Below are 26,104 nucleotides of genomic sequence, written 5' to 3' on the forward strand. Positions count from 1 at the left end.
TTAACCGCAAAGATTGGTAACAATAGGAATAAGCACAACGTTTTCCTAAAAAACAGTTTTTCAATATGAGCAATACCAGTAATTTTCGTGAAGCAATCCGTGAGGCTAAATCTCACGCCCTCGTTGGCCCAAACGTAATTGCCAACGCCCTCCCCTACGTCGGTGGTGGTTTGGTGCTAACGGCATTAGGAACCTACGGCGGTTTGGGAGTTATCCGTACTAACCCCGGCATATTCTTTCCCACCTTCATTGGTGCGGTGATTTTGGAGTTAATTTTGTTCTTTGTTGCCCAAAATGTTGCCCAAAAAGGTAATAAGGGGCTTGCACTACCCCTGTTGGCAACCTACAGCCTCTTGTCTGGATATACCCTCAGTGGCTTGGTGTATGTTGCCTTGAGATCCCAAGGTGTTGGCATTCAAGGCATTGGTTTAGCTGCCCTTGGTTGTGGCGTTACCTTTATTGCTGCCCGTCAAATTGGTTCAAATCTTTCTGAACAAGATGGGATGGCTTTGACGAAAACCATCAATCTCGGCGTTATCGCCTTGGTGGTTGTGTGCCTAGCCCAATTCGGATTTGCCATGTTTGGTGTTTATACGCCAAATTGGTTAGAAATTGCCATCTCCGGTTTAGGAGTATTCCTGTTTGTTGGGGTTTCTGTTGTCGATTTCTACATCTTGCCCCGCACTTACAGCGATGACCAATATCTGCCTGCTGCTTTATCGATGTACCTTACTTACATCAACTTGTTCGTCTTTATCTTGCGGTTGCTAATTGCCATCAATGGCCGCGATTAATCGTCTGTAGACACTAATACAAGTAAAGTTTTATAAAGTAAAAACCGTGGTTGAATTTTTAGCAACCACGGTTTTTTCATCTGTTTAACAGTAGGATATGTAGATAAGTTAAGCCTCAAGTGAGCAAAACTATGCTTGAACTCTTAAATATTAAAATTGAAGTAGAAAAGTTGTCTAATATCTTGGGTAAGGCTGAGGATTGTCTTTGACCTCCAATATTTGACTGCAAGAATTCAATATTTAAATCAAGTAATTGCTCAACCGGACTTTTGGAATAATCCAACTCGTGCTTATGAAGTACTTCAAGAAATTGAATACTCCATATTCTATAAGCATCAGAAATATCAGCGCTGGTGTTCGATTCTAGAAGATATCAAAGCTGCGTTGGAATTGTTGGAATTATCAGCCGATGAGCAATTGTGGCAAGAGGTGCAAAGCAACCTTACCCAACTCCAACAAGAACTCGAAACAGCAGAAATACGACAATTATTGTCTGACCCCCACGACAAAAAAGGTGCATTTCTGACTATTACTGCTGAGGTTGATAATGCAGACAGTCAATACTGGGCTTATATGTTGCTGCAAATGTACTGTCGTTGGGGAAAAAGCCACAATTATCCATTAGATATAGTAGAGATTTCTGAGGGAAATGAAGCCGGAATTAAGTATGCAACCTTAGAAATTACAACACGTTATGTATACGGCTACCTCAAATCAGAAACAGGCACACATCAACTACAACAGATATCGCCCTTCGATATTATTAATAGCTTGCGGACGAGTTTCGCTAGTGTAGAAGTTATCCCAATATTGGGTGAGTCTGTTGAGTGGGAGATTCCAGAGAAGGATTTGGAAATTACTTGGCCTCGCTATCGGGGGAATGTCAACCATGTAGAAACATGGGTAAATATGGTTCACATTCGTACCGGAATTAGTGTATTTTGCGATCAAGAGCGTAGTCTGATGCAAAACAAAGAGAAAGCCTTAGCTATTCTCAAGAGTAAACTGTTTACGATGCCTACGACTGGCTACGCCTACGCACTACCCCAAGGTGTCCAAATTGACAAAATTCAACCTCGACAGATAAAACCTCTATCTAATAAGCTCATCCGTGAATATATCTTGCATCCTTACACCAAGGTGAAAGATTTACATACCAATGTAGAAACACCTGCTGCGACAGAGGTATTAGACGGTAAAATTGATTTTTTTATTAAAGCCTATCTGCAACAGCTAAATCACACTACTTCAATGACCCAAGAAGCGCTTGATAATTCCAAGTAAATTTTGTAACTTATACAAGTAGTGCAGAAAAAACCTGCCCAACTACAGCTAAAATCAAGAAACATAAGTAGAATAAAGAGCAATTTTCCACTACTAGCGCTCTATCTCTCATTACAGCAAGCACTATGGAAGTTTTAGAACTCAAACGCGAAATCGAAACGTTGTCTGGCCGCCTGGGTAAAACCCAGGACTATCTTTGACGTACCTGCACTGACAGCCAAAATTCAAGACCTCGAAAAAATATCAGCACAGCCAGAATTTTGGAATGACCAAACCCAGGCCCAACAAACTCTGCAAGAACTCAATGACCTGAAAGCCCACCTCCAGCAATATGATCAGTGGCACGCCAACCTCGAAGATACTAAGGCAGTTGTTGAGTTGTTGGAGTTAGAAACTGATGAGGCACTACTCCAAGAAGCAGAATCTACCATTACTAAACTGAATCGTGACCTGGATCAGTGGGAGTTACAACAGTTACTTTCTGGCCCCTATGATGCGGAAGGTGCTGTACTGACAATTAGTGCTGGCGCTGGTGGCACAGATGCTCAAGACTGGGGATTTATGCTGATGCGGATGTACACCCGTTGGGGCGAAGCTCACGGCTATAAGGTAACTTTAGCTGAAGAGTCAGAGGGTGATGAAGCCGGAATTAAATCGGCAACCCTAGAAATTACCGGTCGCTATGCTTATGGTTACTTGCGATCGGAAATGGGTACACATCGCTTAGTGCGGATTTCACCTTTTAATGCCAACGGCAAGCGACAAACCAGTTTTGCAGGGGTGGAAGTGATGCCGCAGATTGATAACTCTGTGCAATTGGATATTCCAGACAAAGATTTGGAAATCACTACAACTCGTTCTGGTGGTAAAGGTGGGCAAAACGTCAACAAAGTAGAAACTGCGGTGCGGATTGTTCACCTTCCCACAGGTCTTGCCGTGCGCTGTACAGAAGAGCGATCGCAGTTGCAAAATAAAGAAAAAGCTCTAAATCGTCTTAAAGCAAAGCTGTTGGTCATCGCCAAGGAGCAACGCGCCCAAGAAATTGCCGAAATTCGTGGCGATATGGTGGAAGCCTCCTGGGGAAACCAAATCCGTAACTATGTGTTTCACCCTTACCAGATGGTGAAGGATTTGCGTACAAATACAGAAACGACGGCGATTGGCGACGTGATGAATGGCGAACTTGATCCATTCATTCAAGCTTATCTGCGCCAAGAAAATAAATTAGTAGAAAATACTTCTGCATAATTTGGGATTGTTTGCAAGTGCTAAGTAATTAATTTTAATATTACTTAGCACTTGTTATTTATTTTTCTAAGATTGGCGCGATTGCATAGCATTCCTTCTTATTGGGGCGTTTTCAGATAAATTCCTTAGCAATATACAGGCGATCGCCATTCTATCTCAGACCAACTGTTACAGTTATAAAAGAGTCTGTGGACAAATAACTATGAGCAACACTCCTTCAACAGAACCTCAACCTAGCTACGTAAAACTCGCCATGCGAAACATGGTGCGGAAGGGTGGAACTTCCCTAAAGCATTTTGCGTTGACTGCCGTAGGGCTTTTATCTCTCCTTGTTGGTCTTGCTTACCTAACTCACTAGCAAAAAACCGTAAACCTCAGATTAGGAGACTATGTGCCCCTGAGCGTTGAACTATACGTAGAAGATGATTTTTACGAGTTGTCCCCGACAACATCTGTAAAAATTGATCATACTGATCCCCGAATTACTCCTGAAACTTGGGAAAATTGGTTTAATCACTGGTTGGAAATCCTTCACCCTCATATTCCACCAGCGCCAAGCTATGAAATCGGGCTGCGTTTGACAGATGACTTGCAAATTCAAGAACTGAATGCCCAATATCGTCAACAAAATAAGCCCACAGACGTTTTAGCCTTTGCTGCTTTGGAGGTGGATTTTCCTCAAAGCAAAGAGATGCTTGCTTCTGTACCATTATACTTAGGTGATATTATCGTGTCTGTAGATACAGCACAACGTCAAGCTCAACAGCAGGAACATAGCTTACCCACTGAGCTAGCCTGGTTAGCTAGTCACGGTTTGTTACATCTCTTAGGCTGGGATCATCCTGATGAAGAAAGTTTGGGGCGAATGTTAGAACAGCAAGTGAGATTGCTGAATGCAATAGGTATTCCTATTGACATGGAATAGTAGTAGTTGGTGTATTTCTATAGTGTTAATTTTGGGTAATACTTTTATAATACTTCTGTGGAAAATTGCTTAAAGATTGCCTCAAAGTTAATTCCGCCATTAAAATCGGCGAATATTCCCACGTAGCAACTCTGTTTTTGTGTTTTTAAGTCTATGTCCCAAAAAATTTCTCCATCACCAACGCCTACCTCGTTACAAACACTGGTGTCTAACGAACGGGAATTCTCCTGGAAAGTAGCCTCTAATTTATTTGTTAGTTTTAAATATGCCTGGGCTGGAATCAGCTATAGTTTTCAAACTCAACGTAATTTTCGCATCCACGTAAGTGTTTGCGCTTTGGCTATCGGTTTAAGCGTTTTTCTACATCTGCAAGCGGTAGAAATAGCGGTAATTGGTATAACTAGTGGTTTAGTTTTGGCATTAGAGTTACTAAATACAGCGATCGAGTCTCTTGTAGACTTAACCGTTAAGCAGACATACCATGATTTGGCAAAAATTGCTAAAGATTGTGCGGCTGGTGCAGTGCTTGTTTCTGCTTTGGTAGCTGTGCTGGTAGCTGGTACGCTCCTGCTCCCTCCTCTGGTAAAGTTAATTATATCGGCTTTGTATACGTGATTTGCTCCGGCGTAGCCCAACCCAGGCATCGCCAAGTGAGCTGATGAGGATCACACTCTGTCTGATCACCTAGAAAACAGATTATAAGCAATTCAAAAGTGAGGCGATGTCTACGACGGGCTACGCCTAGATGCCAAGCATCCTAGATAAAGGGTTACTTGGTAATTTTTAGCCGCCCACGTCAGCGTTATTTTTACACCTAGCGAACAAATTGCATGAGATATTTGTCTATGCTTTTTGTAACTGATGAGTGGTAAAAACCAGGAGTTATGAGCTTTGATTATAGTTATCGATAATTACGACAGTTTTACATATAACTTAGTGCAGTATTTGGGAGAATTGGCAGCAGAATTCCCAGTGGCAGATGATATTAAAGTTTTTCGTAACGATAAAATATCCATAGATGAGATTCGGGCATTAAAGCCCGAAGCCGTGGTTATTTCTCCTGGGCCTGGTCGCCCAGAAGATGCCGGTATTTCTTTAGAATTGATTGAACAGTTAGGACAAGAGTTGCCAATTTTGGGTGTTTGTTTAGGACATCAAAGCATTGGTCAAGTGTTCGGTGGTAAAATAATCCCTGCTCCAGAGTTGATGCATGGCAAAACCTCTCAGGTGTCTCATACTGGGGTGGGGGTTTTTCAAGGATTAGAAAATCCTTTAACCGCCACCAGGTATCATAGTTTGGTGATAGAACGTGAGACTTGCCCAGATGTGTTAGAAATCACCGCTTGGGTTGAAGATAACACCATTATGGGAGTGCGACACCGGAAGTATCCTCATATTCAGGGCGTCCAGTTTCACCCAGAGAGTGTCCTGACATCTTCAGGAAAACAGTTATTGCGAAATTTTTTGGAACAGTTACAGTCGAGAACATAATTAATGAAACGACGACAGTTGATGGGCTATGCTGGGGCGGGGTTAGTCACAGCTTTGGTTACTAACTTGGGTTCTGAATCTCAAGCTGACGCACAATCTAGCGGTTTATCAGTACAGTGGTTGGGTCATACTTGCTTTCTTTTTACTGGTGGCGGTGCGAAAATTCTTGTCAATCCATTTCGGACGGTCGGTTGTACTGCTGGGTATCGTCAACCAAAAGTTGCAGCAGATTTAGTACTGATTAGCAGTCAATTGCTGGATGAAGGTGCTGTGGACGTATTACCAGGAAAGGCAAAGCTCATCTACGAACCAGGAGTTTATGAGTTTAAAGGCATTAAGTTGCAAGGAATTGCCATAGACCACGATCGCAAAGGTGGTAAGCAGTTTGGTTCAAACACCGCTTGGAGTTGGCAGCAAGGCGGAATTAATATCCTACACTTAGGTGGAGCTGCTGCACCCATTTCCATTGAGCAAAAAATCTTGATGGGGCGGCCAGATGTAGCATTGATTCCAGTGGGAGGCAGTGCAAAAGCCTACAATGCTCAGGAAGCAAAGCAGGCTGTTCAAGTCTTAAATCCCAAGCTGGTGATTCCGACTCATTACCGGACACAGGCGGCTGATGCTGCTGCGTGCGATATTTCGCCACTGGATGATTTTCTGACCTTGATGCAAGGTATGACAGTGCGGCGTAGTAATGGAGATAGTATTTCCATTAACCCTGGTAAATTACCGGAAAATAGCGAAATTCAGGTTTTGAGTTACAAGTTTTGAGGAGCGGGGGAGGCAGGGGGGCGAGGGGGACGAGGGGGACAAGGAAGAATTATTGAACAAATTTCTTCCTTGTCTCCCCCCTCTTCCTTATCTTTTACCCATGCCCCATGCCCCATGCCCCTAGCTTTTAGAATGTATACCATTCTGGGCCAAGCTTATCTGCTTCGCTGATAGGAGTTTCAACAGCTGTTGTCTCATTTATAGTCCAAATGTTGTCTGCACTTGCTGTCTGATCGCGCCAGTAGATATCGGTCTTGCCATCGCCGTTGTAATCGCCAAGGGATGCTGTCAGAGCCGCGTTATTAGCCGGTAAGAAAGCTTCAGTAGCAACTGTTGTACCATCCATCAACCAAGCAGTGTTCGCACCTGTGGTTCCATTGCGCCAGAAGATATCAGTCTTGCCATCACCGTTGAAATCACCAATGCTTGAAGTCCAAGATGAGTCAAGTGTACCCAAAGCACCTTCTGTGACTAAGATACCATTCATCGTCCAAATCTTGTTCTCACCTGTTGTAGCGTTTCTCCACAGCAAGTCAGTGCTTAAATCGCCGTTGAAATCGCCAACGGTATAAGTCCAGGCTGCGTCTTGTGATTGCAGCGCAAATTCAGTCTTTTGCGTACCATCCATAAACCAAGCAAGGTTATCGCCTGTTGTCTGATTGCGCCAGAAGATGTCACTCTTGCCATTGCCGTCGAAATCAACAATGGTAGGATTTAGTGCTGTGTCTGTAGTGTCTAGAACAGTTGCAGTCACAACTGTGGTGCCATCCATCTCCCAAATAGCGTTCTCACCGGTTGTAGCATTATGCCAGAAGATATCGGTTTTGCGATCGCCGTTGAAATCGCCAATCTGAGAAGTCCAGGCTGGGTCAACGCTAGTTAGAGAAGCCGCATTAGCAACTCTTGTACCATCCATGAGGACAATGCTATTCTCGCCGGTTGTCTTATTGCGTAATAAGAAGTCGGTTTTGCCATCATTGTTGAACTCGCCAATTTTGTAATCATAGGCGGCTAGGTCAAATTGACCCAGAGAGCCTTGTTCAATAACTCTTGTCCCATCCATCAAGCGAACGATAATTTCACCGGTTTGGGTATTAACCCAAAGTTTGTCCGTTTTGCCATCAGCATTGAAGTCAGGAACAATCGCGGCACTGGTTAAGTAAGGATTAGGATTGGGATTTACTGACGTTTTGACAGTCCGGGTTAACGGTTCATTTTGTAGTGTTAGTGAGGAACTTTTACCCCCAAATCTAAAACCAGAATTAAAATTCTCGAAAGAAGATGTCAAAATTGCTGATTTTTTGAGAGATTCTTCTGCCAATGCAGATGTATTCAAAGATAAGGATGAGGAATTTGCCTTTCCAAACATGGTGTGTTTTTATGATTGGTTGTCATATTTTTTTAACGTTTTTTTGAACCCTATTTCTGTAACCAAATAACATTTACTAGATTTTCGATATTTCTTTAAAACTATGTTTTATTTGTGAATGTTATTAAACGATAATTGTGAAAAATTCAAGCTCTATATAAACAATTGCCGAATATTATTTTATGTCTTATATATAATGATTTATAGATAAAGTTTGTTAGTTTATCTGTTTTATTTGACATTTTAAACTCTTGATTAAAACATTATTCATGTAATTATTACTTGATTACATGAAACCATTTACACTATGTAGCCCTAATGTGAATACATAGTAGTTTGTATAGCAAGCCTAAATTATTGATGAATAATGAGATACCTTGATTCTTTGAAAGGTAGGGTATCTTAACTTTTGAATAAAATTGATTATTCTCCAAGAATTTACGACTTGAGTTGAAACAAATATTGGTTAGAATAACTTAGATTGGCAACTATTAAGAGGCATGATTTGTGCATTCTCTAGTTGTAAAAAGTGTAAAATAACACAATACTTTTATAAATACATCAGCTATGCAAGCAGAATATCGGCAACGTCGTGAGCAGTTAATGGCAAAAATTGGTGATGGCACAGCCATTTTTCGCAGTGCGCCAATGGCAGTGATGCACAACGATGTCGAGTATGTTTATCGCCAAGATAGTGATTTTTTTTACTTGACTGGTTTTAATGAACCACAGGCAGTAGCAGTGTTAGCGCCGCATCATTCAGAACATCGGTTTGTGCTGTTTGTCCAACCAAAGGATCGCGAAAAGGAAGTATGGACTGGTTATCTTTCAGGAGTAGATGCAGCCAAGGAAATTTATGGTGCTGATGAAGCTTACCCCATTAGCGAGTTAGATGAAAAGTTGCCGCAGTATTTGGAAAAAGCTAGCCGGATTTACTATCACTTAGGACGCGATCGCGCTTTCAACGATCAAATATTGAAACATTACCAAAGTTTACTGCGAACTTATCCTAAACGCGGTACTGGGCCGATCGCCATTGAAGATACTGGCCCTGTCCTCAACAGCATGAGACTAATCAAAAGTGAAGCTGAGTTGGGGTTGATGCGTCAAGCAGTAGCGATCGCAACTGAAGCGCACAATTACGCCCAAGAAATCGCCGCACCCGGACGTTATGAGTATGAAATTCAAGCGGAGATGGAACGCATCTTTCGAGTGCGGGGTGGAATGGGGCCAGCTTATCCTTCGATTGTGGCTTCCGGTGTGAATGCTTGCGTACTGCATTACATTGAAAATAATCGTCAAATGCAAGATGGAGAATTACTGCTAATTGATGCCGGTTGTGCTTACGGTTATTACAACTCGGATATTACGCGGACATTTCCTGTTGGGGGTAAATTTACGCCAGAACAAAAGACGCTGTATGAGATTGTATTGGAGGCGCAAAAACAAGCGATCGCTCAAGTAAAACCAGGTAATCCCTTCAAATTAGTTCATGATACAGCAGTGCGCGTTCTCACGGAAGGTTTAGTTGAACTTGGCATCCTCAAAGGTGAAATTGATAAGTTAATTGAAGAAGAGAAATATAAGCCATATTATATGCACCGCACCAGTCATTGGTTAGGTTTAGATGTCCATGATGTAGGTGTTTACCAGCACGGTGAAGATAAACCACAGATTTTACAACCAGGCCAAATTTTGACAGTGGAACCGGGACTATATATTGTGCCTGACACCAAACTAGCAGAAGACCAACCAGAGACCGATCCTCGATGGATTGGCATTGGTATTCGGATTGAGGATGATGTGTTAGTTACATCTGATGGACATGAGGTGTTAACTGCGGGAGTTCCCAAAGCAGTAGATGAAGTAGAAAGATAACTTATAGGTTAATTGATACTTTAAGAATTGCCAGAAATATTGATGGACAGAATCCTTACACACTTGGGTTACACCCAAGTGTGTAAGTTTCTGCACGGATGCTCATTTGACCCCTTCAATATTGTTAAATCGGTACTCTTTGCTGCTTGACTGAGAATAGGACTCGCCAAAGCTGACCCAGAGATACAGAGCCTTGCTCCTGAACAAAAACCAAGGGCAAGAGAGCAGCCGTCCGTAGGACGGCTGAAAGAACAAATAGTCCCAGTAAGCCACCGGCACCAGGCAGAGTCGCGAGAAAGCTACCAGCTATGATTCCCATTGCTCCAGTAACACCAGCTACCGCTCCGGCGATCGCAAAGTAAGTGGACTGATTTGTTACCGGTGCCACTCCCATCATCAGATTGTTGGTACACAGGTCTATGGCTGCCCACGTCCCAGATCCCAACACGTGTAAAAAAGGTAACCATATCCAAAGGGAAATTGAATCATTGCCAGCTACTAGCCATAATAGAGGTGTCACCGCCACCAAGATTCCTACTAATAACATGATGGGACGATTCCCAATCCGGTCAGACAGTTTACCCCAGAAAACCAGCAGCAGCATATTAGCACCAGCTCCTAAACCGTTATAGATTGTTACTAAGCTGACATCTATATCTAGGTTATCTAGCATGTAGAGGTTAAAGAAGGGAGCGCTGACGTTAACAGCAAAGCACCAGATGGCAAGGTAAAGCAGTAACTTCAAAAAATTGGCATCATTGAGGAAGCGAAGATGTATCCCACTGCGGTATGGTTGGGGTATATCTGACCCCACAACTTTTAAAAGCTGCGGGTTCACATCGCTCATCCAGAACTGACAGCCCTGACTAAGCAGCCCAAGCACAATTCCTAGGATCAAGATTGCACCGTAGCCTTGGAGTGTTCCACTCGGCCAGATCGATACTCCTAGGCCCAGCAACGGCACACCGATGAGATTCATCAAACTGAGAACACTATTGCGAAAGCCAAAATACCTCCCCCGCAACCGCCCAGGTACTAACACAGCCGTCCAGGTCATCCAGGGAGCACGGGCGAAAGCTTCAATGATATTAGCCACTAACATAATTCCCAATGTCAACAGCACCACTTGGTGCTTAGTGATATGGTTAGATGAGCTGACCAACCAAATCGCTGGCACGAGAATTATCCACAGTAGCCGAGCCGGGATGAAGATGCTCATGCAATACCAGTTGAAGCTGGTACTTCGTTCTACCAAATAAGCTCCCAACGGTTGGAGCAGATTCACCAGCTGAGGAATAGAGGCGAGCAGACCAATTTCTACTGGACCGGCACCCAGCTCTAGCAAGAAATTACTGAGCAACGCTGAACCGATAATACTGTAAAAAACCCCAGCGAAAAGACTCTCAAGAGTTAATGCCCTGAGACTTGTGCGAATTTGGGGTTTGGAAAGTTTAATAGGCAGATTTGTGGGAAGAATTACCGTTTCTGTTAATTCCCTATCCTCTGGTATTTCCTGAATGGGGAGAGGGAGCTTTATTAGTAAGCTTTCGTCTTCTACTTCCTTGAACATACTGAATAGCTAAAATTTAAAAAGAGTTAACGTGGCCTCAATTGCTGGTTTAATAGAGAACAGTAGGCGTGCATCAGCCTACTGGGACAATCTTTTTGAAAGATACGTTAGGGAATGAAGGGTTATTAGCCCTGTTGTGTCACCTCGTTTTTAGTATAATAATATACGAACTTCAGGACGATGATACAGAGTATGGTAGAGCCTCGCTCACCCGTACAAACCATCAACTTTGTGGACGAATATTGTCTGTTGTATAAAAAGCTGTTTTTAGATAGTAGGCTTTTTCAAGTATTTAAGTATCTACATATAGGATGTATTTCTGATTTAAAACGGAAAAGTCTCCCAGAAATAGTAAAGATTGTTGGATTAAATAAGTATCAAGGGCTACGTCATTTCTTAACAACATCATCTTGGGATATAGAGAAGTTAAGATATTTGTGTTTAGAATTAATTAATTTTACAGATACTAAAAGGTAGACCAATCATTTTAATTATTGATGAGACAGGAGATAGAAAGAAAGGAACTAAGATTGATCTATTGTTAGTTGTGATTTGGGTAGACTAGGGCTACAGTAAGGGGAAGTTCGCCCAAGCCTTTTTCCAGGTTTGTGGTGCCAAAGTTGAAATTATCAAGCGAACCGAAGCATAATTTCAGGTATTGCCAAAAGCTGGGTTGTCGAGTGTACATTTGGGTGGTTTCGCTGGTTGCATCGCACAAGCCACGGACTATGAACTATTGCTAGGCGTGAGCGAGTTGATCAGCGAAACGGCAATGGTGCGCTTGATGTTGAAGCGCCTTGCTGCCTAAAGAGAACCTTTATAAATCAGCTCTTATATGGAGTCACAACAGTTTGGAGGAAGTCTATATGTTTCACAAGATTCTAGTTGCAATCGATACCTCTGCATCCGCCAAGGATGTCTTTGATAAAGCCTTGTTCTTAGCAAAAGCGAGCAAGGGGAGCCTTATGCTGTTGCATGTTCTATCGGGTGAAGAACAGGGCAGAGTAAATATACCTATACTTCCCAGGCAGGATTACTATCCATATCCTGTGATGAGTAAAAAAACTTTGGAGTTCAATCAACAGCAGTGGGAGGTTTTGGAAAAGCAAGGTCTAGAGCTACTACAATCGTGTACGGATGAAGCAGCTGTAGCAGGCGTGAGTACAGAATTCATCCAATCCCCTGGTAATCCTGGTCAAACCATCTGTAACTTAGCCTCCACTTGGGGTGCTGACCTAATCGTAGTTGCACGTCAGGGTCTATCTGGTTTGAGTGAGTTAGCCTTGGGCAGTGTCAGCAATTACGTACTCCACAATGCTCCCTGCTCAGTCCTGACTATGCAACACATATCAAAAATGAATACTGAATCTGCTCAAGACGAATCAAGCAGAGTTAGTGCATCGGATTGATATAATTAAAGCGAAACTGAAACTACTATAGAGTTGGAGTAGTCAGCGAGATATTCAGGGAGTGAAACCATTGCATATTTATCAAAGCGCTCTGATATGCCGAACAAACGCAGCCTAAAAAGTCTTGGAAGTGGAGGGAAAAAGATATTTTGGTTTTTTTAACCTTGACAAGCCAAACTACAAGTAGGTAACTGGTGACAAGAAAACACCATAGTACGTCAAACGTATCGGCTCAATAATTAGGGGTATGCGGAGGAAAATAATGTGAGCGAGGTAGACACAGTGTCATAAAATATGACACATGACGCAAAAGCAAAAGCTTATTTCGAGTGACAAATCAGTATCAGAGTTACTGCAAACCATCGACCCTTCAGGTATTGCAGATGAATCAATGCGTTGCACCGTAGAGATATTATTGAACCTCGTAGAGGAATTAAACTCAAAGGTTAAAAACTTGGAGTCAGAAAATGAACGGTTGCGGGATGAGAGTGATGTGAGAAAACAGCCGTTTAAGACAAAATCTTGCTCGATTACATCGCAAGCTTAAGGCAATGGCAACGAGAACACCGCAGGCATCGCATGATTCTTTGTGGCAAACAACAGATGGACAGCAACGCATAACCTGGGAAGCACACGCAGGTTGGGTACGTTCTATTGTGTTTAGTAGTGACTGGCACTAGGAGCAGTAGCAGAAAGTTCTTAAATCAAGAACAGCCTTCAACAAATTCAACTTCTGGTAGTTTACCTGAGCGAAACTGAGTAACAAGCTTACCATCAGTCTCGAAGACAACGCGATAGTTTTGGTCAGCACGGTCTTTCGGGATAAATGTCAAGTAGTGTCCGCCTTGAACATATTTATGAGGTGTGACTTTAATTTGTCCTGGGTAAAGAGACTTGATTTGCGCTTCTGTGTCGCCAATTTTTGCACCTTTGAGGGTGGTAATTTGGGCATTTAGCCGCACATCTACTCTAGAAATGCGACCTCCTGTCACCATAAACGAAAGATTTTTGGGTTCATTTTGTGGCTTAACATAGTAGCAATTGTTATTGGGTGGATCACCTACTAGCTGAGTACCAGCAGCCTTTGCCGCTTGGGAAAGAGTCATCCCAACCCGTACTGTGCCGATTCCATTGATAAACAGTTTTGCCTGATTTGTCAGTTTCGCTTTTGCTACAACTGTACCGACAGTTAGAGAAGAAACCGCCAACGTTAAGGAAGCAAGAGTCAATAATTTAGTATTCATAAATTGTGCAAATAAAAGTGGGTAGACTTTTGTATACAGCTTCTGTGCTGTCAATTTTGGATTTTCAGGTTGGTGATTGGCGAAATTTTAATATTACTTCGATCAAACCAACGATATTGCGGTTGAATTCAGGTAAATCTTCCGCAGGTATTCAATATTCCTGATGTATAGAACCGCCTACAGTTTTTATGGAGTAGCGGCTTAAAAACTTTGCACACACCTGAAAACGTGTTACATAGCCGATATATCCTGTGTCAGTACTTGCCGCATTCCAGCTACGGGCAATTTGTGCGGCGTATTCTTCGTTAAGTACTGGGTAGAAAATAGGCTGTTCAAGTAGTCGAGGAGGAAAGTGGCGATCGCCACTTTCTTTAATCAAAGCCAGTTTTTTTGGCCCAGTAGGACGAAAAAGTGTGATTGTTTCTCGATAGCCGTTGGGCAAAGGTTCTCGTGCTTGCAGCCATGCTGTAGGAATACCTTCTACACCTATAGATATTGCCACAATACCACCCGCGATCGCACAAGTAGTATCTCTATCTCCCAAGCCACAAAAAATAATGGGGATAGTTAACACCATCCCCATTTAAATTGACCAGTAGCTCAAGATTTTTCTTTAAGAGCTTACAGTTGCGGTACGTACTGCTGTTTCTCAGGAACTTCAGCGTACTCAGCCACAATCTGGCGGAATTCATCGCCGTCAATGGTTTCTTTTTCGATAAGCAAATCGACTAAGCGATCGGTGACAGTGCGATGGTCACGCACAATTTTCTTGGCGTTGTCGTAGCATTCTTCCACGATCGCTCGCACTTGTCCATCAATGCGAGAGGCGATAGATTCGGAATACTCAGATCGGGTTGTCCAGTCACGACCCAAGAATACTTCACCCTGTTGGCTTTCCAACGACAATGGCCCTAAGTCGGACATCCCGAAACGAGTCACCATCTGCCGCGCCATTCCTGATAACTGTTGCAAGTCTCCACCAGCGCCAGTTGTGACTTCCGCAGCCCCAAAAATTACTTCCTCAGCAGCGCGACCGCCCAAAGCACCAGTAATCCTGGCTTTCAACTGAGAACGAGAAATTAACCCTTGTTCTTCGTTGGGAGTAAACCAAGTTAAACCCTGTGCTTGTCCTCTTGGAATCAAGGTGACTTTCTGTACTGGATCATGGTCTTTTAACAAAGTTCCCACTAAGGCATGTCCAATTTCGTGGTATGCAATTAAGCGCTTGCTCTTGCTGTCTACCAAAGGAGTGCCTTCCATCCCAGCGACTACCCGATCCACCGCGTCATCAATTTCGCGGAGGGTGATAGCTTCTTTGCGTCTTCTCGCAGTCAGAATTGCTGCTTCGTTAAGTAAGTTGGCTAAATCAGCACCAGTAAATCCAGGAGTACGGCGAGCGATCGCATCCAAAGATACACTAGGGTCTAGTTTCTTATTGCGTGAATGGACTTGTAAGATTTCCAAACGTCCTTTGATATCGGGTGCATCGACAGTTACTTGTCTGTCAAAGCGACCAGGACGCAACAATGCTGAATCTAGTACATCGGGACGGTTGGTGGCAGCAATAATAATGATGCCAGTGTTACCTTCAAACCCGTCCATTTCGGTGAGCAACTGGTTGAGGGTTTGCTCTCTCTCGTCGTTACCGCCACCGATACCAGCGCCGCGTTGGCGTCCTACTGCGTCGATTTCATCGATGAAGATGATACAGGGGGCGTTGTCTTTGGCTTTCTTGAACAAATCGCGGACGCGAGATGCACCCACACCAACGAACATTTCCACAAATTCCGAACCGGAAATACTGAAGAAAGGTACGCCTGCTTCACCAGCGATCGCTTTTGCTAGTAAAGTTTTACCAGTTCCAGGAGGCCCAACTAACAGCACTCCCTTGGGAATCCGTGCGCCTACTGCGGTAAATCTTTCTGGCTGCTTCAGGAAGGTGACAACTTCTTGCAATTCTTCCTTAGCTTCTTCAATCCCGGCTACATCGTCAAATTTGACCCCGGTTTTCGCTTCCATTTGGAAACGCGCCTTGGATTTGCCGAAGTTCATCGCTTGACCTGGGCCGCCGGGGAGGTTGCTAGAACGCCGGAACAAAAAGAACAGCCCAGTAATCAATAAAACTGGGAATATCAGATTGCCCAACAATCCCCAAATTGCGCCATCATTCCGCATCGGGTGAGCATCAAAACTGATGTCTTTTTCTTTGAGCTTGCTAATTAACTCAGGAGCGTTAACAGGCAAATCCACACGCCACCTTTGGACACGATTTTCGATGTCTGGATCGCGGGCTTCTATAATTGCCGTCCTACCGCCTTCGTACAGATCCACACTGTTGACGCGATCGCCATCCAAGTATTCTAGAAAGCGACCATAGGTCATGCGCGTATTGGCTGCATTCTTACTCATGTCAGTAGGAGCGCCTGCAAAGGCCCCTTGCCAGAAGAAAAAACCAATTACCAAAGCAGGCAATGTCCAGAGTACTACGACTTTCCAAGAGAATTTCATCTTAATTTGCCTCTAGATGCCTATACAATTCATCAGCCTTAGTAACCAAATGTTCATCACTCTGTCACCTTAAGCTGTTAACGGATGTTTATAAATCCATTTTGTGTAATTTGATCTCTTATATGCACTGCCATACAGCGATTGGCGCATTTTGGCGATGCCAACAAGAATCTTAATCAAAGTTAACTTAATTTTAATACAAAATCGCACGAGAAAAGGGAGCGCAACGGGATGCAAAGACACGGATAATTTCTCCAGAATGTTCTTCGTGTCGTTCCAGGCTCTCTCAATCATCATTAGGGGAGTAGGGAGTCATAGGTGTTAACTTTACGTAAAAGCTATGTCCCGCAAGGAACTTCAGTTCCTTGCTAATAGCGGAAGTCATCTGAAGATGACTAAATATAGCAAAAAATCTTTAGTCTACTTCAGTAGACTTTAGCTAAAAGCCAAAGAACTTTAGTTCGAGGCGGGTGAGTCAGCTAACAGTTAAGCTACTTTTAGCTTAAGTTGACACCAATGGTAGGGAGTAGGGCACAACGGAGAGAGAAATAACCAATGCCCAATGCCCAATGCCCCATTCCCTACTTAACTTCTGTAATTTTTAGAGTGTAAGGAAGATACTTGTCTTTTTCGTAGGAACCAATCCAAACTTCGTAATTTCCAGGCAGCCATTCACCAATCATGCCAGCATTTTTGCCATCAAAATCGTCATTGCACCAAGTACCACCAGGCCCCTTAATAATGATGGTGGTGTCTTCAGGACTTTGTACTTGCAGCTTTAGGTAGTCAAATTTACTTGTTAGCGCTAATGTGTGGTCTGGTGTTTCATCAACAAAGCCGGTGCAAGGGCCAGTGGCTGTTTCACTTCTCCCACCTACTTGACTCCCAGATATTGAACCACCACTCATCCCGCGAACTGTCAGGGGGTCTGGAGAAAACTGAGGGCTAATGGTGACATCTCCAAATATCGTTGGCGTTTCCTCAGCATCAACGGTAGCATTTACTGTTGATGTGATGAACAGCATAACTATCATGAACGATAATTTCATCCCACTATTGAGCGCTTTTGTTGGCATTGTAATTACGTTCGCTTCTAAGTGTTTTTGAAGACATGAATTTTACACACCAAGTTCCCAACCTGAGGATAATTGACTACCTATTTTAGATTTGAAATTGGGGAATGAGGAATGGGGGAAGAATTCTTATAATTCCTCACTCACCACTCCCTACTCCCCACTTCGAGATCCATTTAAAATTTGTTGTAATCGCTAATTAGCTTCTGTTATTGCCTTACTCAAGCGTGACTTATCTAAACCAATATGATTTAGTAGTAACCAAGATTGTATAAGGTCGGGACCATGAACATCCCCAGTTAAGGCTGCTCTGAGCGATCGCATTACTAAGCCTTTTTTGACTTTTTGCTCTTTCACCACTTGTTTGATAATGTCTTGGGCGGTGGCTTCTGACAGCTGCGGCTGATTTTCTAAAGCTGTGACAATCCCCTCAAGGACAGCAGTAGAACCTTCTTGCTTCAGTTGTGTACTACCTTCGTCGCTAAATTCAACTGTGTCAGTAAAAAATAGTTGGCTTTGAGGTACTGCATCTACTAAACGAGTCAAACTCTGGCTAATTAAAGTTACTAGCTGTTCTAACCAGGCGCGATCGCGTCCACCATCAAATTTATACCCAGCCGCTTGCCAATAGGGGATGAGTAAATCTGTGAGTTTATCTACTGGCGTTTTGTGGATATACTGACTGTTTAACCAATCCAGCTTGTCCCAGTCAAACTTTGCACCTGCTTTATTTACACGCTCAAAACCAAATTCTTTGGCTGCTTCTTCTAAAATAAATATTTCTTGCGTCGAATCTGGTGGCGACCAACCCAACAATGTCATGTAATTTACTAAGCCTTCAGAAGTAAAGCCCATTTGCTGAAAGTCCGAAATGGAAGTAACGCCATCCCGCTTTGAAAGCTTGCGCCCTTCCATGTTCAAAATTAGCGGCGTGTGGGCAAACTCTGGAATTTTTGCACCCATTGCTTCATACAGCAGAATCTGCTTGGCGGTGTTGGCAATATGGTCTTCTCCCCGGATGACATGGGTAATTTGCATATCGATGTCATCTACTACAACTACAAAGTTATATAAAGGTTGACCGCTTCCTTCTTCTGAGGCGCGGGCGATGACCATATCACCACCTAAATCGCTACCTCGCCAAGACATTTTTCCCCTTACTAGGTCGTTCCAGACAATTTCCCGCCCATCTTCGATTTTGAAACGAATCACAGAGGAGCGACCTTCTGCTTCAAATGCGCTGCGTTGTTCTGGGGTGAGGTTGCGGTGACGGTTGTCATAGCGAGGAGCTTCGCCTCTAGCTTTCTGAGCTTCTCTTAGAGTTTCTAGTTCTTCAGAAGTTGTGTAGCAGCGATAAGCTAATCCTTGGTCTAGCAGTTTTTGCACTGCTTCCTTATAAAAATCAAGGCGTTGAGATTGGAAAAATGGCCCTTCATCCCAGTTAAGCCCTAGCCAACTCAATCCTTCAAGAATATTGTCGGTATATTCTGGACGCGATCGCTCTAAATCTGTGTCTTCTATTCGCAGGATAAATTTCCCGCCGTGGTGGCGGGCAAATAACCAGTTAAATACAGCCGTTCTAGCTGTACCAATATGTAAATTTCCGGTTGGACTTGGCGCAATACGGACTCTGACAGTCACAGTTAATTCTCTCTTTCGCAAAGCATGATAAATGTAGCTTATATTCAAACCCTGAATTCTGGGTCAATCACTTGGGGAATTCAAAATTTAAAATCACCGAAGTTCATTTCAGTGATTGACTACTCATAAATTTAGAACGGGACTGACGGGGCTCGAACCCGCAACTTCCGCCGTGACAGGGCGGTGCTCTAACCAATTGAACTACAGTCCCTTGTTTGGCAACTTTGCTATTATCACTATTTTTTTTCTACTTGTCAAGCGTTTTGGAGTTAGAAATTAGGAATTCTTTTTGTCCCGTCTTTCCAAGGTGCAGATTTTTCCTCAAATAGAGCAGGATAATACAACCTGTGGCTGTGATTCCAGATGCTGCAATATGCGAGATTGCATTTGTTTATACTGCTGCTTTAATAGCTGTTTGCTCAACTGGGGTTGAGAAGCGGGTGGTAGACTATGAATTTGTTGCGACCAGTTTTTCAACATTTGTCGCTGAGTTGGCTCGATGCGACTACTGAGAACGTTGGTGCAAGAATGTGGTGCTTCCAGAGTAAAGAAAATCAAAGGATAGTGTTCATTTTCAGCCAGCAAACTTACCAGCCTAAGATTTTGGGGATTTTGCATATCTAAGTAGCTAGGTAGCCACTTAGGAGCCAATTGCCGATTGTAGAGTACAGTGACCCACAACAGCATTGGGTGAGGGGATGTCATGAAGATAAACTGGTTATAACGGGTAGAAAGGGCATAGTTTTTGATTTCTTGTTTAGGCAACATCAACCATAGTGCTGTCATAGCTCCCTGTGCAGTGTCTATAAGCTGGGGAAAAACAATTTCTTGAATCGGTTTATTTTGAGGCCACAAAAGTTTATGACAGCTTTGTTCTACTGTGATTGGTAAACCTGAATCTAAAGGACGGCTAAGGATGGAACTAGGACGTAAAGTTGTAGGTATACTGGGATAATTAAACTCTTCTAAATTGTTTAAGACTTGCAAAACTTGAGCGATATTTTGGGGGCGATCGCAAGATTTTTTCGCAAGACAAGACATGATTAAATTATTTAGTTTTTGAGGTATTTTAAGAGTAGGTTGAACATCTGCGATCGCTTTTGGTTGCTCAAAGTTATGTGCTTTATACCAAGCACCAAAGTAATCAGTTTCTGGTTGCCAAGGTTTTTTGCCTGTGAGCATTTCAAACATCATCACACCCAGGCTATAAATATCAGAGCGACTATCTAATTTTTCTCCATCTAGGTGTTCTGGTGAACAGTAGGGTAAAGTGCCATTAAATCCTTTGCTTGTACTAGCTGTTGATGATGCATAATTCAAAAATCTAGCAATACCAAAATCGAGAATTTTAACTAACTGTCCCAATATCGGATCGGGAATAACTAATATATTGGCAGGTTTGATATCTCTATGAACTAACGGATAGATTTTGCCATCAATGTTAATGCCTTGATGGGCGCACTGTAAGCCCAAACAAATTTGGCGGGAGAGAGTCAAAAACATGGGTAGTGGTAGCGGAATTAAATCCTTTAAACTCTTACCACATAGATATTCCATAACGTAATATGGTTTTCCTTTCTCATTTACACCATAATCATACGCCCGGACTATATGTAAACTATTTTGGCTCAAAGCTGCACTCATTAAAGCTTCACGAGCAAAGTCTTGTTGCATTTTGTTATCGACAACAGTTTTAGTCAAAAACTTGATAGCAACTGGTGTGCCTCCTAACAAAATATCATTTGCTAAAAAAACTTCACCCATGCCACCGCTACCAATTAATTGCTTAAGTTGATAACGATTGGCAAGCAAGCCCGTACTAGTTGGAGATGTAATTAAGCTCTTATTCACTTTATTCACCTCTGTTGCTGAGTCTATTTAAAGTTAGCAATACACACATAAAAATATCATTAGGTAATGGGAACAAGCATTTTTATTCTGGTATCAGACTTTCAAGGACGTGATAAAAGGTTTAAATAAGCCGGAAGTCGAAAGTACAGTTTTGTAACGGGGATTTAGACCCCGCCACAAAACTTACGGCTTGTTAGAAGCCGGGGACTTAAACTCGCCAAAGTTCGTTAAAAACATTTCCAAAAATTTATCCATCCAACTTTTTAAACCTTCTGTCTCAGCTTTTTGATCTGCGGTTAACTTGTGTAAGATGTCTAACTTCAGCTTTTCATAATCTGCTTTTAGAAGATTTTTGGCTTGATTAGACAGAATTAATTCATTTGAATGTTGACTCATGTCTAAACAATCTATAAGTTGCTGGCGCTGGTTACCCGTAAGGCTTAAAGTTGTTACATGAGAGCAACGAGTTGGATCTTCTATGGCAAAAAATAGTAGATGATAGTAACCTACTTCCGCTAAAGTACGTGCTATATTCTGGGCTTTGTTATCTTTCAAATCCAGAAAATAAGGTAACCACTTAGGCATAGAAGGTTGGGTATCATATAGTACGGTTACCCACATTAGCATCGGGTAAACATTTATTTTACTAATAAATTCAGTAGCATGTATTTTATCGAAAAACTTTGTAATCTCTTGTTTGGGTAACATTGCCCAAAAAGTTGGTATAGCTCTTTCAGTTGTTTGTAGTAAATCGGGAAAACCTATTGGCGCAATTGGTTTATTTTTAGGCCAATTCTTCTGCAAACATTCTTTTTCCGATAATAAAGTTGAAGGGATTAATTGAACCGGGAATGAAAGTTTTGTAATGTCACTACTGTTACTAGAAATAGGGTGATTAATCTGAATATTGACTTTTTCTAAAGCTTCTAATATTTGGTTGATATTTTGAGGGCGATCGCTTACATCTTTAGCTAAACACCTCATCACTATTTTTTCTAACACCTGCGGGATTTTGACTTGCGGATTTACTTCCTCAAGGGTAGGTGGAATTTGAAAGCGATGCGCTTGATACCAAGTACCAAAGGAGTTACTTTTTGTCTGAATCTGGAATGGATGCTTTCCTGTCAGCATCTCAAACATTAGTACTCCCAAACTATAAATATCAGAGCGAACATCTAGGAATTTTCGCCCTTCCATGTGTTCGGGAGAACAGTAAGGTAAACTGCCAATAAAAGAATCTGTTAGCGTCATCCCACTTCGCTCTGTTAAAAATTTGGCAATACCAAAATCTAGTATTTTAACATTTTCTTCTTGTTTACTATCTTCAGTAATGAATATATTTTCCGGTTTAATATCTCTATGAACAATAGGAAAAATCTCTCCTTTGAGGCTGATACCTTGGTGGGCACATTGTAAACCTAAACAAATTTGATTACAAATCTCTAAAAACTTTGATATTGTTAAGGGCTGAATTTTAAGAATTTGTTTGAGATTTTTTCCTTGCAGGTATTCCATTACATAAAACGGAGTTTTATCTTCAGTAATGCCATAGCTTAATATGCGAACAATATGTTTACTTTTGCGCCCCAATTGAGCGCCGATAAAAATCTCTCTAGCAAAGCGTTGGGACATGTGCTGGTTCGCCAAACTGAGTGATAAAATTTTGACTGCGATCGCCATACCACCTTTAGCAGTATCTTCTGCTAAATAAACTCTACCCATGCCACCTTTGCCAATCAAATCTTTTATTAAATAGCGATTATTTAAAAACTTTCCAATATAATTGTCTAATTCTGCTTTTTGCCCTACCATATTCTCAATTTTATTTAGTAACATAAAAATCATTTATGAAAAATATTTTTGGCAAAATACTTTAATAAGTCTTAGCTAATTATGAAATTTAAATTTAGAAAGTATCAAAATTTGTAGGAAATTAATCATATCCTATAATCATGGTTAATCTCTCGGAAAAATCTTCTAAACATTATGTAACATATCTATTAAGCAATAGGGTTGAGAAATTACACGGAAACTACAAATAAGCTAGATAAAGCTCGCTAGTAGATTCCGTGAATACACAGGTAAAAATAAATTATTGTAAAACCCTGATACCTCTGTACAGTTAAAGGTTGAGATTCGGGAGGAAACGGCGTAATAATCTGATTATTGGTGTTTCAATTTTAATTTTAAAGGCTAGTATCTGGGTGCGTTGTAGGGAGTTAAAATTGTTATCACTGATGAGAATTAATGATTGCTGACCATCGGGTAGTTTAGGGCCAAGAGTTAAGCCTTCAATGTTATCTAGCAGCACATCTAGGGTTCTCAAATCTAACAGAAGTTTTTTCTGAACTGGTTTAATATTCTTGGAGTCAACTGCTAAAAGGCTATTTATTTGATGCATATCATCAGATCCTTCTAAAGAAACCTGAAACAGGGAAATAGCAAATCCTAAACCAGTAAAAGACCGTTCTAAACTTAGGAAGTGTCCTTGATTATCCAGAGCAAGTAAATCAGGTAATCCACTAGCGAATTTGCCAGTCACATTCAAAAAGGGAGAAACTGGTTCTGTTTGGTAAAGAAATTCCTTTTCTGGCTGGTTGTTGAGCAAGTTGTATTGCAAAATCCGACAAGGAGTATTGATGTTAGCTTTCGCTGCGACACCATCTTGAATTAGAGCATTTTCGGTAGCTGTGAATAGATGCCTTTTATCGGGTGTGATGGTAAGGCTTTCAAAAGCCAAATTGTTGCGGATACCTTGTTTACCACTTTTGTCGGGCAAAAATTTGTTTGGGATGGGAAGTGTGGTAATTTCTTTGCCAGAAGATAATGAGAACTCTTTAATAAAAGGATTTATTAATTTTGCAGCATCGCCTTCAGAAGAAATAAATACAGTTGCTTTATTAGTTAAGGTAATACCTTCTGTATCAGTTTCACCAGGGCGAAATGTTTGACCATTTTCATTTAATAATGTGGTAACGCTGACAGGAACAACTTTACCCTTTTGTAGAGAACCCTTGCTTAAGTCGATTGTCAAGGTGTATAAACGAGCATTAGCTTTTTGTCCACGGTCATCGGAAATAGCATAATAAAGGTTTTTTTTGGCATTATATGTAATTCCAGATAAACCTCCAATTGGAGTTTTTTGTAAATTTAAACCTTTTGCTAAAGTAGCTTCCCCGATAAACTCTATGCTACTGATTTCAACAGCATTTATGGGTAAAAACTTGAATAAAATGATGATAATTATAATTGGGATAAAGAAGTAAATAATTCGTGGAAGTTTGAAGATATTTTTAATTAGCTGCATATATTTTTGTTGAAGTGGGAAAATTATAAATAAGATATCACGCTAAAGCAAGCGGGGTTCACATCTGTACCCTGCTACAAATAACATGTATTCTAAGCAATTGAAAAGCTTTAAAAAATCCGAAATTACTTAAGCTAGGCGCAAACCATATTCATCCTGAAAAAAGTTTACCAGCCAGTTTTTCACTTTGAGGGTAGCGCGACAGTCATCTTCGTTGTAGCTTTGGATAATTTCTAGTAAGGTGCGATCGCCTGTTTCTAGCCACTGATCATACCAGTAAATACATTTAGCACCACTAGCTTCTTTTTCCCGCCACTCGAATCCTAACCAACGGGCGATCGCTTTCAGGGCATAGCTTTCTACAGGCAATGCTACACTTTGGGTTAATTGTTCATATACATCCACAAATCGACTCAGTACAGGACGCACTAAGGAGGAAGGAGTCTTGTAAAGCCTTGCCAACCGTTTAACTGTATCAAACTCGTAGACACAAAAATGGTAAATTGGCGCTTCGGGATATTGCCAAACCAAATCCAAAAATTGCTGCCAAACTAATTCTTCGTCTTCTGGTTTATCTGCTAAAAACGAATAAAACTTTTCTGTATTGGCAAGTCTATCAACGACCAAAACCCCTAAAAGATAATTTAAATCTAAGTCTGGCTGTGCCTCAATATCAAAGTAAAGCTCTATAGGTGCTGTAAATGTAATATCTTTTATTGGTAGCGGGTAGGGTAATATTAAAGGTCGTTTTTCCAGTGAAGATTGAGCTTGCACTATGAGTTTTGGCGCTACTTCCCTGTCAAAACCAACTAGGTTTTCTAAGGTACTGGGACTGGTGTTAGCGAGAGATTCTAATGTGGTAATGGCTACGTCTTGGAGTTGAGTGTAGCGAAGAGGTGTTACACCTGGTAATAATGAGAGATGTTTTTCAGATTGAGCGATCGCATAACATTGAGTATACCAATGGCAAAGATTGCACTTTTGCCGAGAAATAAACACCTCTGGCGGATTTTGTAATTCTAAAACTTGAATCAACTCCTCCAGAATCTGCTGCATCCGTGGTGTCCATTTGAGCAAATCCACAGGATAATTTCTCTCTTTGGTACGCAATATCAGCCAAGCTGTTTCTGGTGCTAAGTCCTGTATTGTTGCCAATACCTGGGCGTGAAATGCGGCAACAACTTGATATTCTTGCTTAGGGCGCTTACCCAGTTCAATACTAGCCGGAACGTACATCCAATCTCCAAAGCAAGATTTTCCTGGCCGTTTGACGAGTAAATCTGGACGACTTAGCAGAGTGTATCCTTCAGAATAAGTTACTAACAATACTCCCTTATAGATATACTCAACCCCACGCTGCATCAATTCTAAAGTTGCTGCCTCTGCCGTTTCCCAGTCTCCATAAGAATAATCTGGTTGGTGATAAGTCACCTTTGCCAAAGCACTCAGTTGATGAGCGATTTTATCCTGTTGTAGTTTTCGCAGCAACTCATTGGGAGCATCACGCTGACTTTTGTCACCGTGGATATCTAGAAAAGTCCGACGTTTACAGCGTTGGTATTGCAGTAGGAGTTCAGCATTAATTAGCATTCTTTTAAGTTAACAAGAATTAGTACAGTCTGGGAGTAACTCAGACAATTAATGATGGAGTGGGAGAATGGAGGAGATGAGGGAGATGAGTAAAAAATAACTAACGATCAATAGACCTCTTGCATAAATCAAAAATAAGAACCCCACCCCG

General features: G+C 41.8%; 24 protein-coding genes, 1 tRNA gene and 1 pseudogene. 14 read left to right on the forward strand and 12 right to left on the reverse strand.

The window, feature by feature from the left end; all coding sequences use genetic code 11:
• Nucleotides 1–65: 65 nt before the first annotated feature.
• The 8 genes from LC608_RS09600 (at nt 66) to LC608_RS09635 (ending at nt 6,513) form a co-directional block, all read left to right on the forward strand.
• On the forward strand, nt 66–794 hold the full coding sequence (locus LC608_RS09600; RefSeq protein ID WP_229553321.1) for a Bax inhibitor-1 family protein: 729 nt from the start codon (nt 66–68) through the stop codon (nt 792–794).
• A gap of 131 nt (nt 795–925) precedes the next feature.
• A protein-coding gene (locus LC608_RS09605; RefSeq protein ID WP_229553322.1) for a PCRF domain-containing protein occupies nt 926–2,078 on the forward strand; the annotation gives its coding sequence in 2 pieces (ribosomal slippage) (nt 926–1,000 and nt 1,002–2,078; 1,152 coding nt in all).
• A gap of 125 nt (nt 2,079–2,203) precedes the next feature.
• Nucleotides 2,204–3,326, forward strand: a protein-coding gene (gene prfB, locus LC608_RS09610) for a peptide chain release factor 2 (RefSeq protein ID WP_229553323.1) whose coding sequence is annotated in 2 segments (ribosomal slippage) — nt 2,204–2,275 and nt 2,277–3,326 — 1,122 coding nt in all. Because the reading frame shifts where the segments join, the coding sequence is not laid out codon by codon here.
• A gap of 202 nt (nt 3,327–3,528) precedes the next feature.
• Nucleotides 3,529–3,684 (forward strand): DUF3285 domain-containing protein, encoded by a 156-nt coding sequence (locus tag LC608_RS09615; protein WP_100899181.1) that lies wholly within the window; start codon nt 3,529–3,531, stop codon nt 3,682–3,684.
• A gap of 39 nt (nt 3,685–3,723) precedes the next feature.
• Complete coding sequence (ybeY, locus tag LC608_RS09620) at nt 3,724–4,251, forward strand: rRNA maturation RNase YbeY (RefSeq protein ID WP_229553563.1); 528 nt, start codon at nt 3,724–3,726, stop codon at nt 4,249–4,251.
• A gap of 153 nt (nt 4,252–4,404) precedes the next feature.
• Nucleotides 4,405–4,866 (forward strand): diacylglycerol kinase family protein, encoded by a 462-nt coding sequence (locus LC608_RS09625; RefSeq protein WP_229553324.1) that lies wholly within the window; start codon nt 4,405–4,407, stop codon nt 4,864–4,866.
• 276 nt (nt 4,867–5,142) lie between these two features.
• Nucleotides 5,143–5,742, forward strand: coding sequence for an aminodeoxychorismate/anthranilate synthase component II (locus LC608_RS09630; RefSeq protein WP_229553325.1), 600 nt, complete (start codon nt 5,143–5,145; stop codon nt 5,740–5,742).
• A 3-nt stretch (nt 5,743–5,745) separates the two neighbouring features.
• Nucleotides 5,746–6,513 (forward strand): MBL fold metallo-hydrolase, encoded by a 768-nt coding sequence (locus LC608_RS09635; RefSeq protein ID WP_229553326.1) that lies wholly within the window; start codon nt 5,746–5,748, stop codon nt 6,511–6,513.
• A gap of 127 nt (nt 6,514–6,640) precedes the next feature.
• Here the strand turns inward: LC608_RS09635 and LC608_RS09640 are convergent, their stop codons facing one another.
• Nucleotides 6,641–7,882, reverse strand: a complete 1,242-nt coding sequence (locus LC608_RS09640; RefSeq protein ID WP_229553327.1) for a VCBS repeat-containing protein — start codon at nt 7,880–7,882, stop codon at nt 6,641–6,643.
• Between the two features lie 567 nt (nt 7,883–8,449).
• Here LC608_RS09640 and LC608_RS09645 point away from each other — a divergent pair.
• Nucleotides 8,450–9,760 (forward strand): aminopeptidase P N-terminal domain-containing protein, encoded by a 1,311-nt coding sequence (locus LC608_RS09645; protein WP_229553328.1) that lies wholly within the window; start codon nt 8,450–8,452, stop codon nt 9,758–9,760.
• Between the two features lie 124 nt (nt 9,761–9,884).
• Here LC608_RS09645 and LC608_RS09650 read toward each other — a convergent pair whose 3' ends face one another.
• The gene (locus LC608_RS09650; RefSeq protein WP_229553329.1) at nt 9,885–11,330 is read right to left on the reverse strand and encodes an MFS transporter; all 1,446 of its coding nucleotides are present in this window, start codon (nt 11,328–11,330) and stop codon (nt 9,885–9,887) included.
• A 192-nt stretch (nt 11,331–11,522) separates the two neighbouring features.
• Here LC608_RS09650 and LC608_RS09655 point away from each other — a divergent pair.
• From LC608_RS09655 to LC608_RS36830, 5 genes and pseudogenes are all read left to right on the forward strand, one after another.
• Nucleotides 11,523–11,865 (forward strand): annotated as a pseudogene (locus LC608_RS09655) (transposase); the annotation flags it as partial.
• A 138-nt stretch (nt 11,866–12,003) separates the two neighbouring features.
• The gene (locus tag LC608_RS36825; protein WP_267871032.1) at nt 12,004–12,138 is read left to right on the forward strand and encodes a hypothetical protein; all 135 of its coding nucleotides are present in this window, start codon (nt 12,004–12,006) and stop codon (nt 12,136–12,138) included.
• A 58-nt stretch (nt 12,139–12,196) separates the two neighbouring features.
• Nucleotides 12,197–12,739 carry a universal stress protein gene (locus LC608_RS09660; protein WP_229553330.1) on the forward strand — a complete coding sequence of 181 codons (543 nt, stop codon included), beginning with the start codon at nt 12,197–12,199 and terminating at the stop codon, nt 12,737–12,739.
• A gap of 301 nt (nt 12,740–13,040) precedes the next feature.
• Nucleotides 13,041–13,286 carry a hypothetical protein gene (locus tag LC608_RS09665; protein WP_229553331.1) on the forward strand — a complete coding sequence of 82 codons (246 nt, stop codon included), beginning with the start codon at nt 13,041–13,043 and terminating at the stop codon, nt 13,284–13,286.
• Between the two features lie 4 nt (nt 13,287–13,290).
• A complete protein-coding gene (locus LC608_RS36830; protein ID WP_267871033.1) occupies nt 13,291–13,419 on the forward strand; it encodes a hypothetical protein in 129 nt (42 codons plus the stop codon).
• A 24-nt stretch (nt 13,420–13,443) separates the two neighbouring features.
• On the opposite strand, the gene LC608_RS09670 is transcribed toward LC608_RS36830, so the two are convergent.
• The 10 genes from LC608_RS09670 to LC608_RS09715 all read right to left on the reverse strand — a co-directional run bounded on the left by LC608_RS09670 (nt 13,444) and on the right by LC608_RS09715 (nt 25,953).
• Complete coding sequence (locus tag LC608_RS09670) at nt 13,444–13,983, reverse strand: hypothetical protein (protein ID WP_229553332.1); 540 nt, start codon at nt 13,981–13,983, stop codon at nt 13,444–13,446.
• Nucleotides 13,984–14,134: 151 nt separating this feature from the next.
• Nucleotides 14,135–14,560, reverse strand: a complete 426-nt coding sequence (locus LC608_RS09675) for an ADP-ribosylglycohydrolase family protein (protein WP_229553333.1) — start codon at nt 14,558–14,560, stop codon at nt 14,135–14,137.
• Nucleotides 14,561–14,604: 44 nt separating this feature from the next.
• The gene (ftsH2, locus tag LC608_RS09680; protein ID WP_229553334.1) at nt 14,605–16,491 is read right to left on the reverse strand and encodes an ATP-dependent zinc metalloprotease FtsH2; all 1,887 of its coding nucleotides are present in this window, start codon (nt 16,489–16,491) and stop codon (nt 14,605–14,607) included.
• A gap of 581 nt (nt 16,492–17,072) precedes the next feature.
• Entirely contained in the window at nt 17,073–17,567 is a 495-nt protein-coding gene (locus LC608_RS09685; protein ID WP_229553335.1) for a hypothetical protein, read from the reverse strand.
• Nucleotides 17,568–17,759: 192 nt separating this feature from the next.
• Complete coding sequence (gltX, locus tag LC608_RS09690) at nt 17,760–19,205, reverse strand: glutamate--tRNA ligase (protein WP_229553336.1); 1,446 nt, start codon at nt 19,203–19,205, stop codon at nt 17,760–17,762.
• A 137-nt stretch (nt 19,206–19,342) separates the two neighbouring features.
• A tRNA-Asp gene (locus LC608_RS09695) sits at nt 19,343–19,416 on the reverse strand.
• 110 nt (nt 19,417–19,526) lie between these two features.
• A complete protein-coding gene (locus tag LC608_RS09700) occupies nt 19,527–21,056 on the reverse strand; it encodes a serine/threonine-protein kinase (RefSeq protein WP_229553337.1) in 1,530 nt (509 codons plus the stop codon).
• Between the two features lie 183 nt (nt 21,057–21,239).
• Entirely contained in the window at nt 21,240–22,892 is a 1,653-nt protein-coding gene (locus tag LC608_RS09705) for a serine/threonine-protein kinase (protein ID WP_229553338.1), read from the reverse strand.
• A 286-nt stretch (nt 22,893–23,178) separates the two neighbouring features.
• Nucleotides 23,179–24,363, reverse strand: coding sequence for an esterase-like activity of phytase family protein (locus LC608_RS09710; protein ID WP_229553339.1), 1,185 nt, complete (start codon nt 24,361–24,363; stop codon nt 23,179–23,181).
• Nucleotides 24,364–24,492: 129 nt separating this feature from the next.
• Nucleotides 24,493–25,953 carry a TM0106 family RecB-like putative nuclease gene (locus LC608_RS09715; RefSeq protein WP_229553340.1) on the reverse strand — a complete coding sequence of 487 codons (1,461 nt, stop codon included), beginning with the start codon at nt 25,951–25,953 and terminating at the stop codon, nt 24,493–24,495.
• Between the last annotated feature and the right edge of the window lie 151 nt (nt 25,954–26,104).

The organism is Nostoc sp. XA010, assembly GCF_020829625.1.
In the GTDB taxonomy this organism is placed as follows: Bacteria; Cyanobacteriota; Cyanobacteriia; order Cyanobacteriales; family Nostocaceae; genus Nostoc.

Bases quoted from the DNA above. Each gene is read 5' to 3' on its own strand.
- LC608_RS09600 (WP_229553321.1), top strand. From the start codon at position 66: ATGAGCAATACCAGTAATTTTCGTGAAGCAATCCGTGAGGCTAAATCT.
- LC608_RS09615 (WP_100899181.1), top strand. From the start codon at position 3,529: ATGAGCAACACTCCTTCAACAGAACCTCAACCTAGCTACGTAAAACTC.
- LC608_RS09625 (WP_229553324.1), top strand. From the start codon at position 4,405: ATGTCCCAAAAAATTTCTCCATCACCAACGCCTACCTCGTTACAAACA.
- LC608_RS09635 (WP_229553326.1), top strand. From the start codon at position 5,746: ATGAAACGACGACAGTTGATGGGCTATGCTGGGGCGGGGTTAGTCACA.
- LC608_RS09640 (WP_229553327.1), bottom strand. From the start codon at position 7,882: ATGTTTGGAAAGGCAAATTCCTCATCCTTATCTTTGAATACATCTGCA.
- LC608_RS09645 (WP_229553328.1), top strand. From the start codon at position 8,450: ATGCAAGCAGAATATCGGCAACGTCGTGAGCAGTTAATGGCAAAAATT.
- LC608_RS09650 (WP_229553329.1), bottom strand. From the start codon at position 11,330: ATGTTCAAGGAAGTAGAAGACGAAAGCTTACTAATAAAGCTCCCTCTC.
- LC608_RS09660 (WP_229553330.1), top strand. From the start codon at position 12,197: ATGTTTCACAAGATTCTAGTTGCAATCGATACCTCTGCATCCGCCAAG.
- LC608_RS09665 (WP_229553331.1), top strand. From the start codon at position 13,041: ATGACGCAAAAGCAAAAGCTTATTTCGAGTGACAAATCAGTATCAGAG.
- LC608_RS36830 (WP_267871033.1), top strand. From the start codon at position 13,291: ATGGCAACGAGAACACCGCAGGCATCGCATGATTCTTTGTGGCAAACA.
- LC608_RS09670 (WP_229553332.1), bottom strand. From the start codon at position 13,983: ATGAATACTAAATTATTGACTCTTGCTTCCTTAACGTTGGCGGTTTCT.
- LC608_RS09675 (WP_229553333.1), bottom strand. From the start codon at position 14,560: ATGGTGTTAACTATCCCCATTATTTTTTGTGGCTTGGGAGATAGAGAT.
- ftsH2 (WP_229553334.1), bottom strand. From the start codon at position 16,491: ATGAAATTCTCTTGGAAAGTCGTAGTACTCTGGACATTGCCTGCTTTG.
- LC608_RS09685 (WP_229553335.1), bottom strand. From the start codon at position 17,567: ATGCCAACAAAAGCGCTCAATAGTGGGATGAAATTATCGTTCATGATA.
- LC608_RS09705 (WP_229553338.1), bottom strand. From the start codon at position 22,892: ATGTTACTAAATAAAATTGAGAATATGGTAGGGCAAAAAGCAGAATTA.
- LC608_RS09710 (WP_229553339.1), bottom strand. From the start codon at position 24,363: ATGCAGCTAATTAAAAATATCTTCAAACTTCCACGAATTATTTACTTC.
- LC608_RS09715 (WP_229553340.1), bottom strand. From the start codon at position 25,953: ATGCTAATTAATGCTGAACTCCTACTGCAATACCAACGCTGTAAACGT.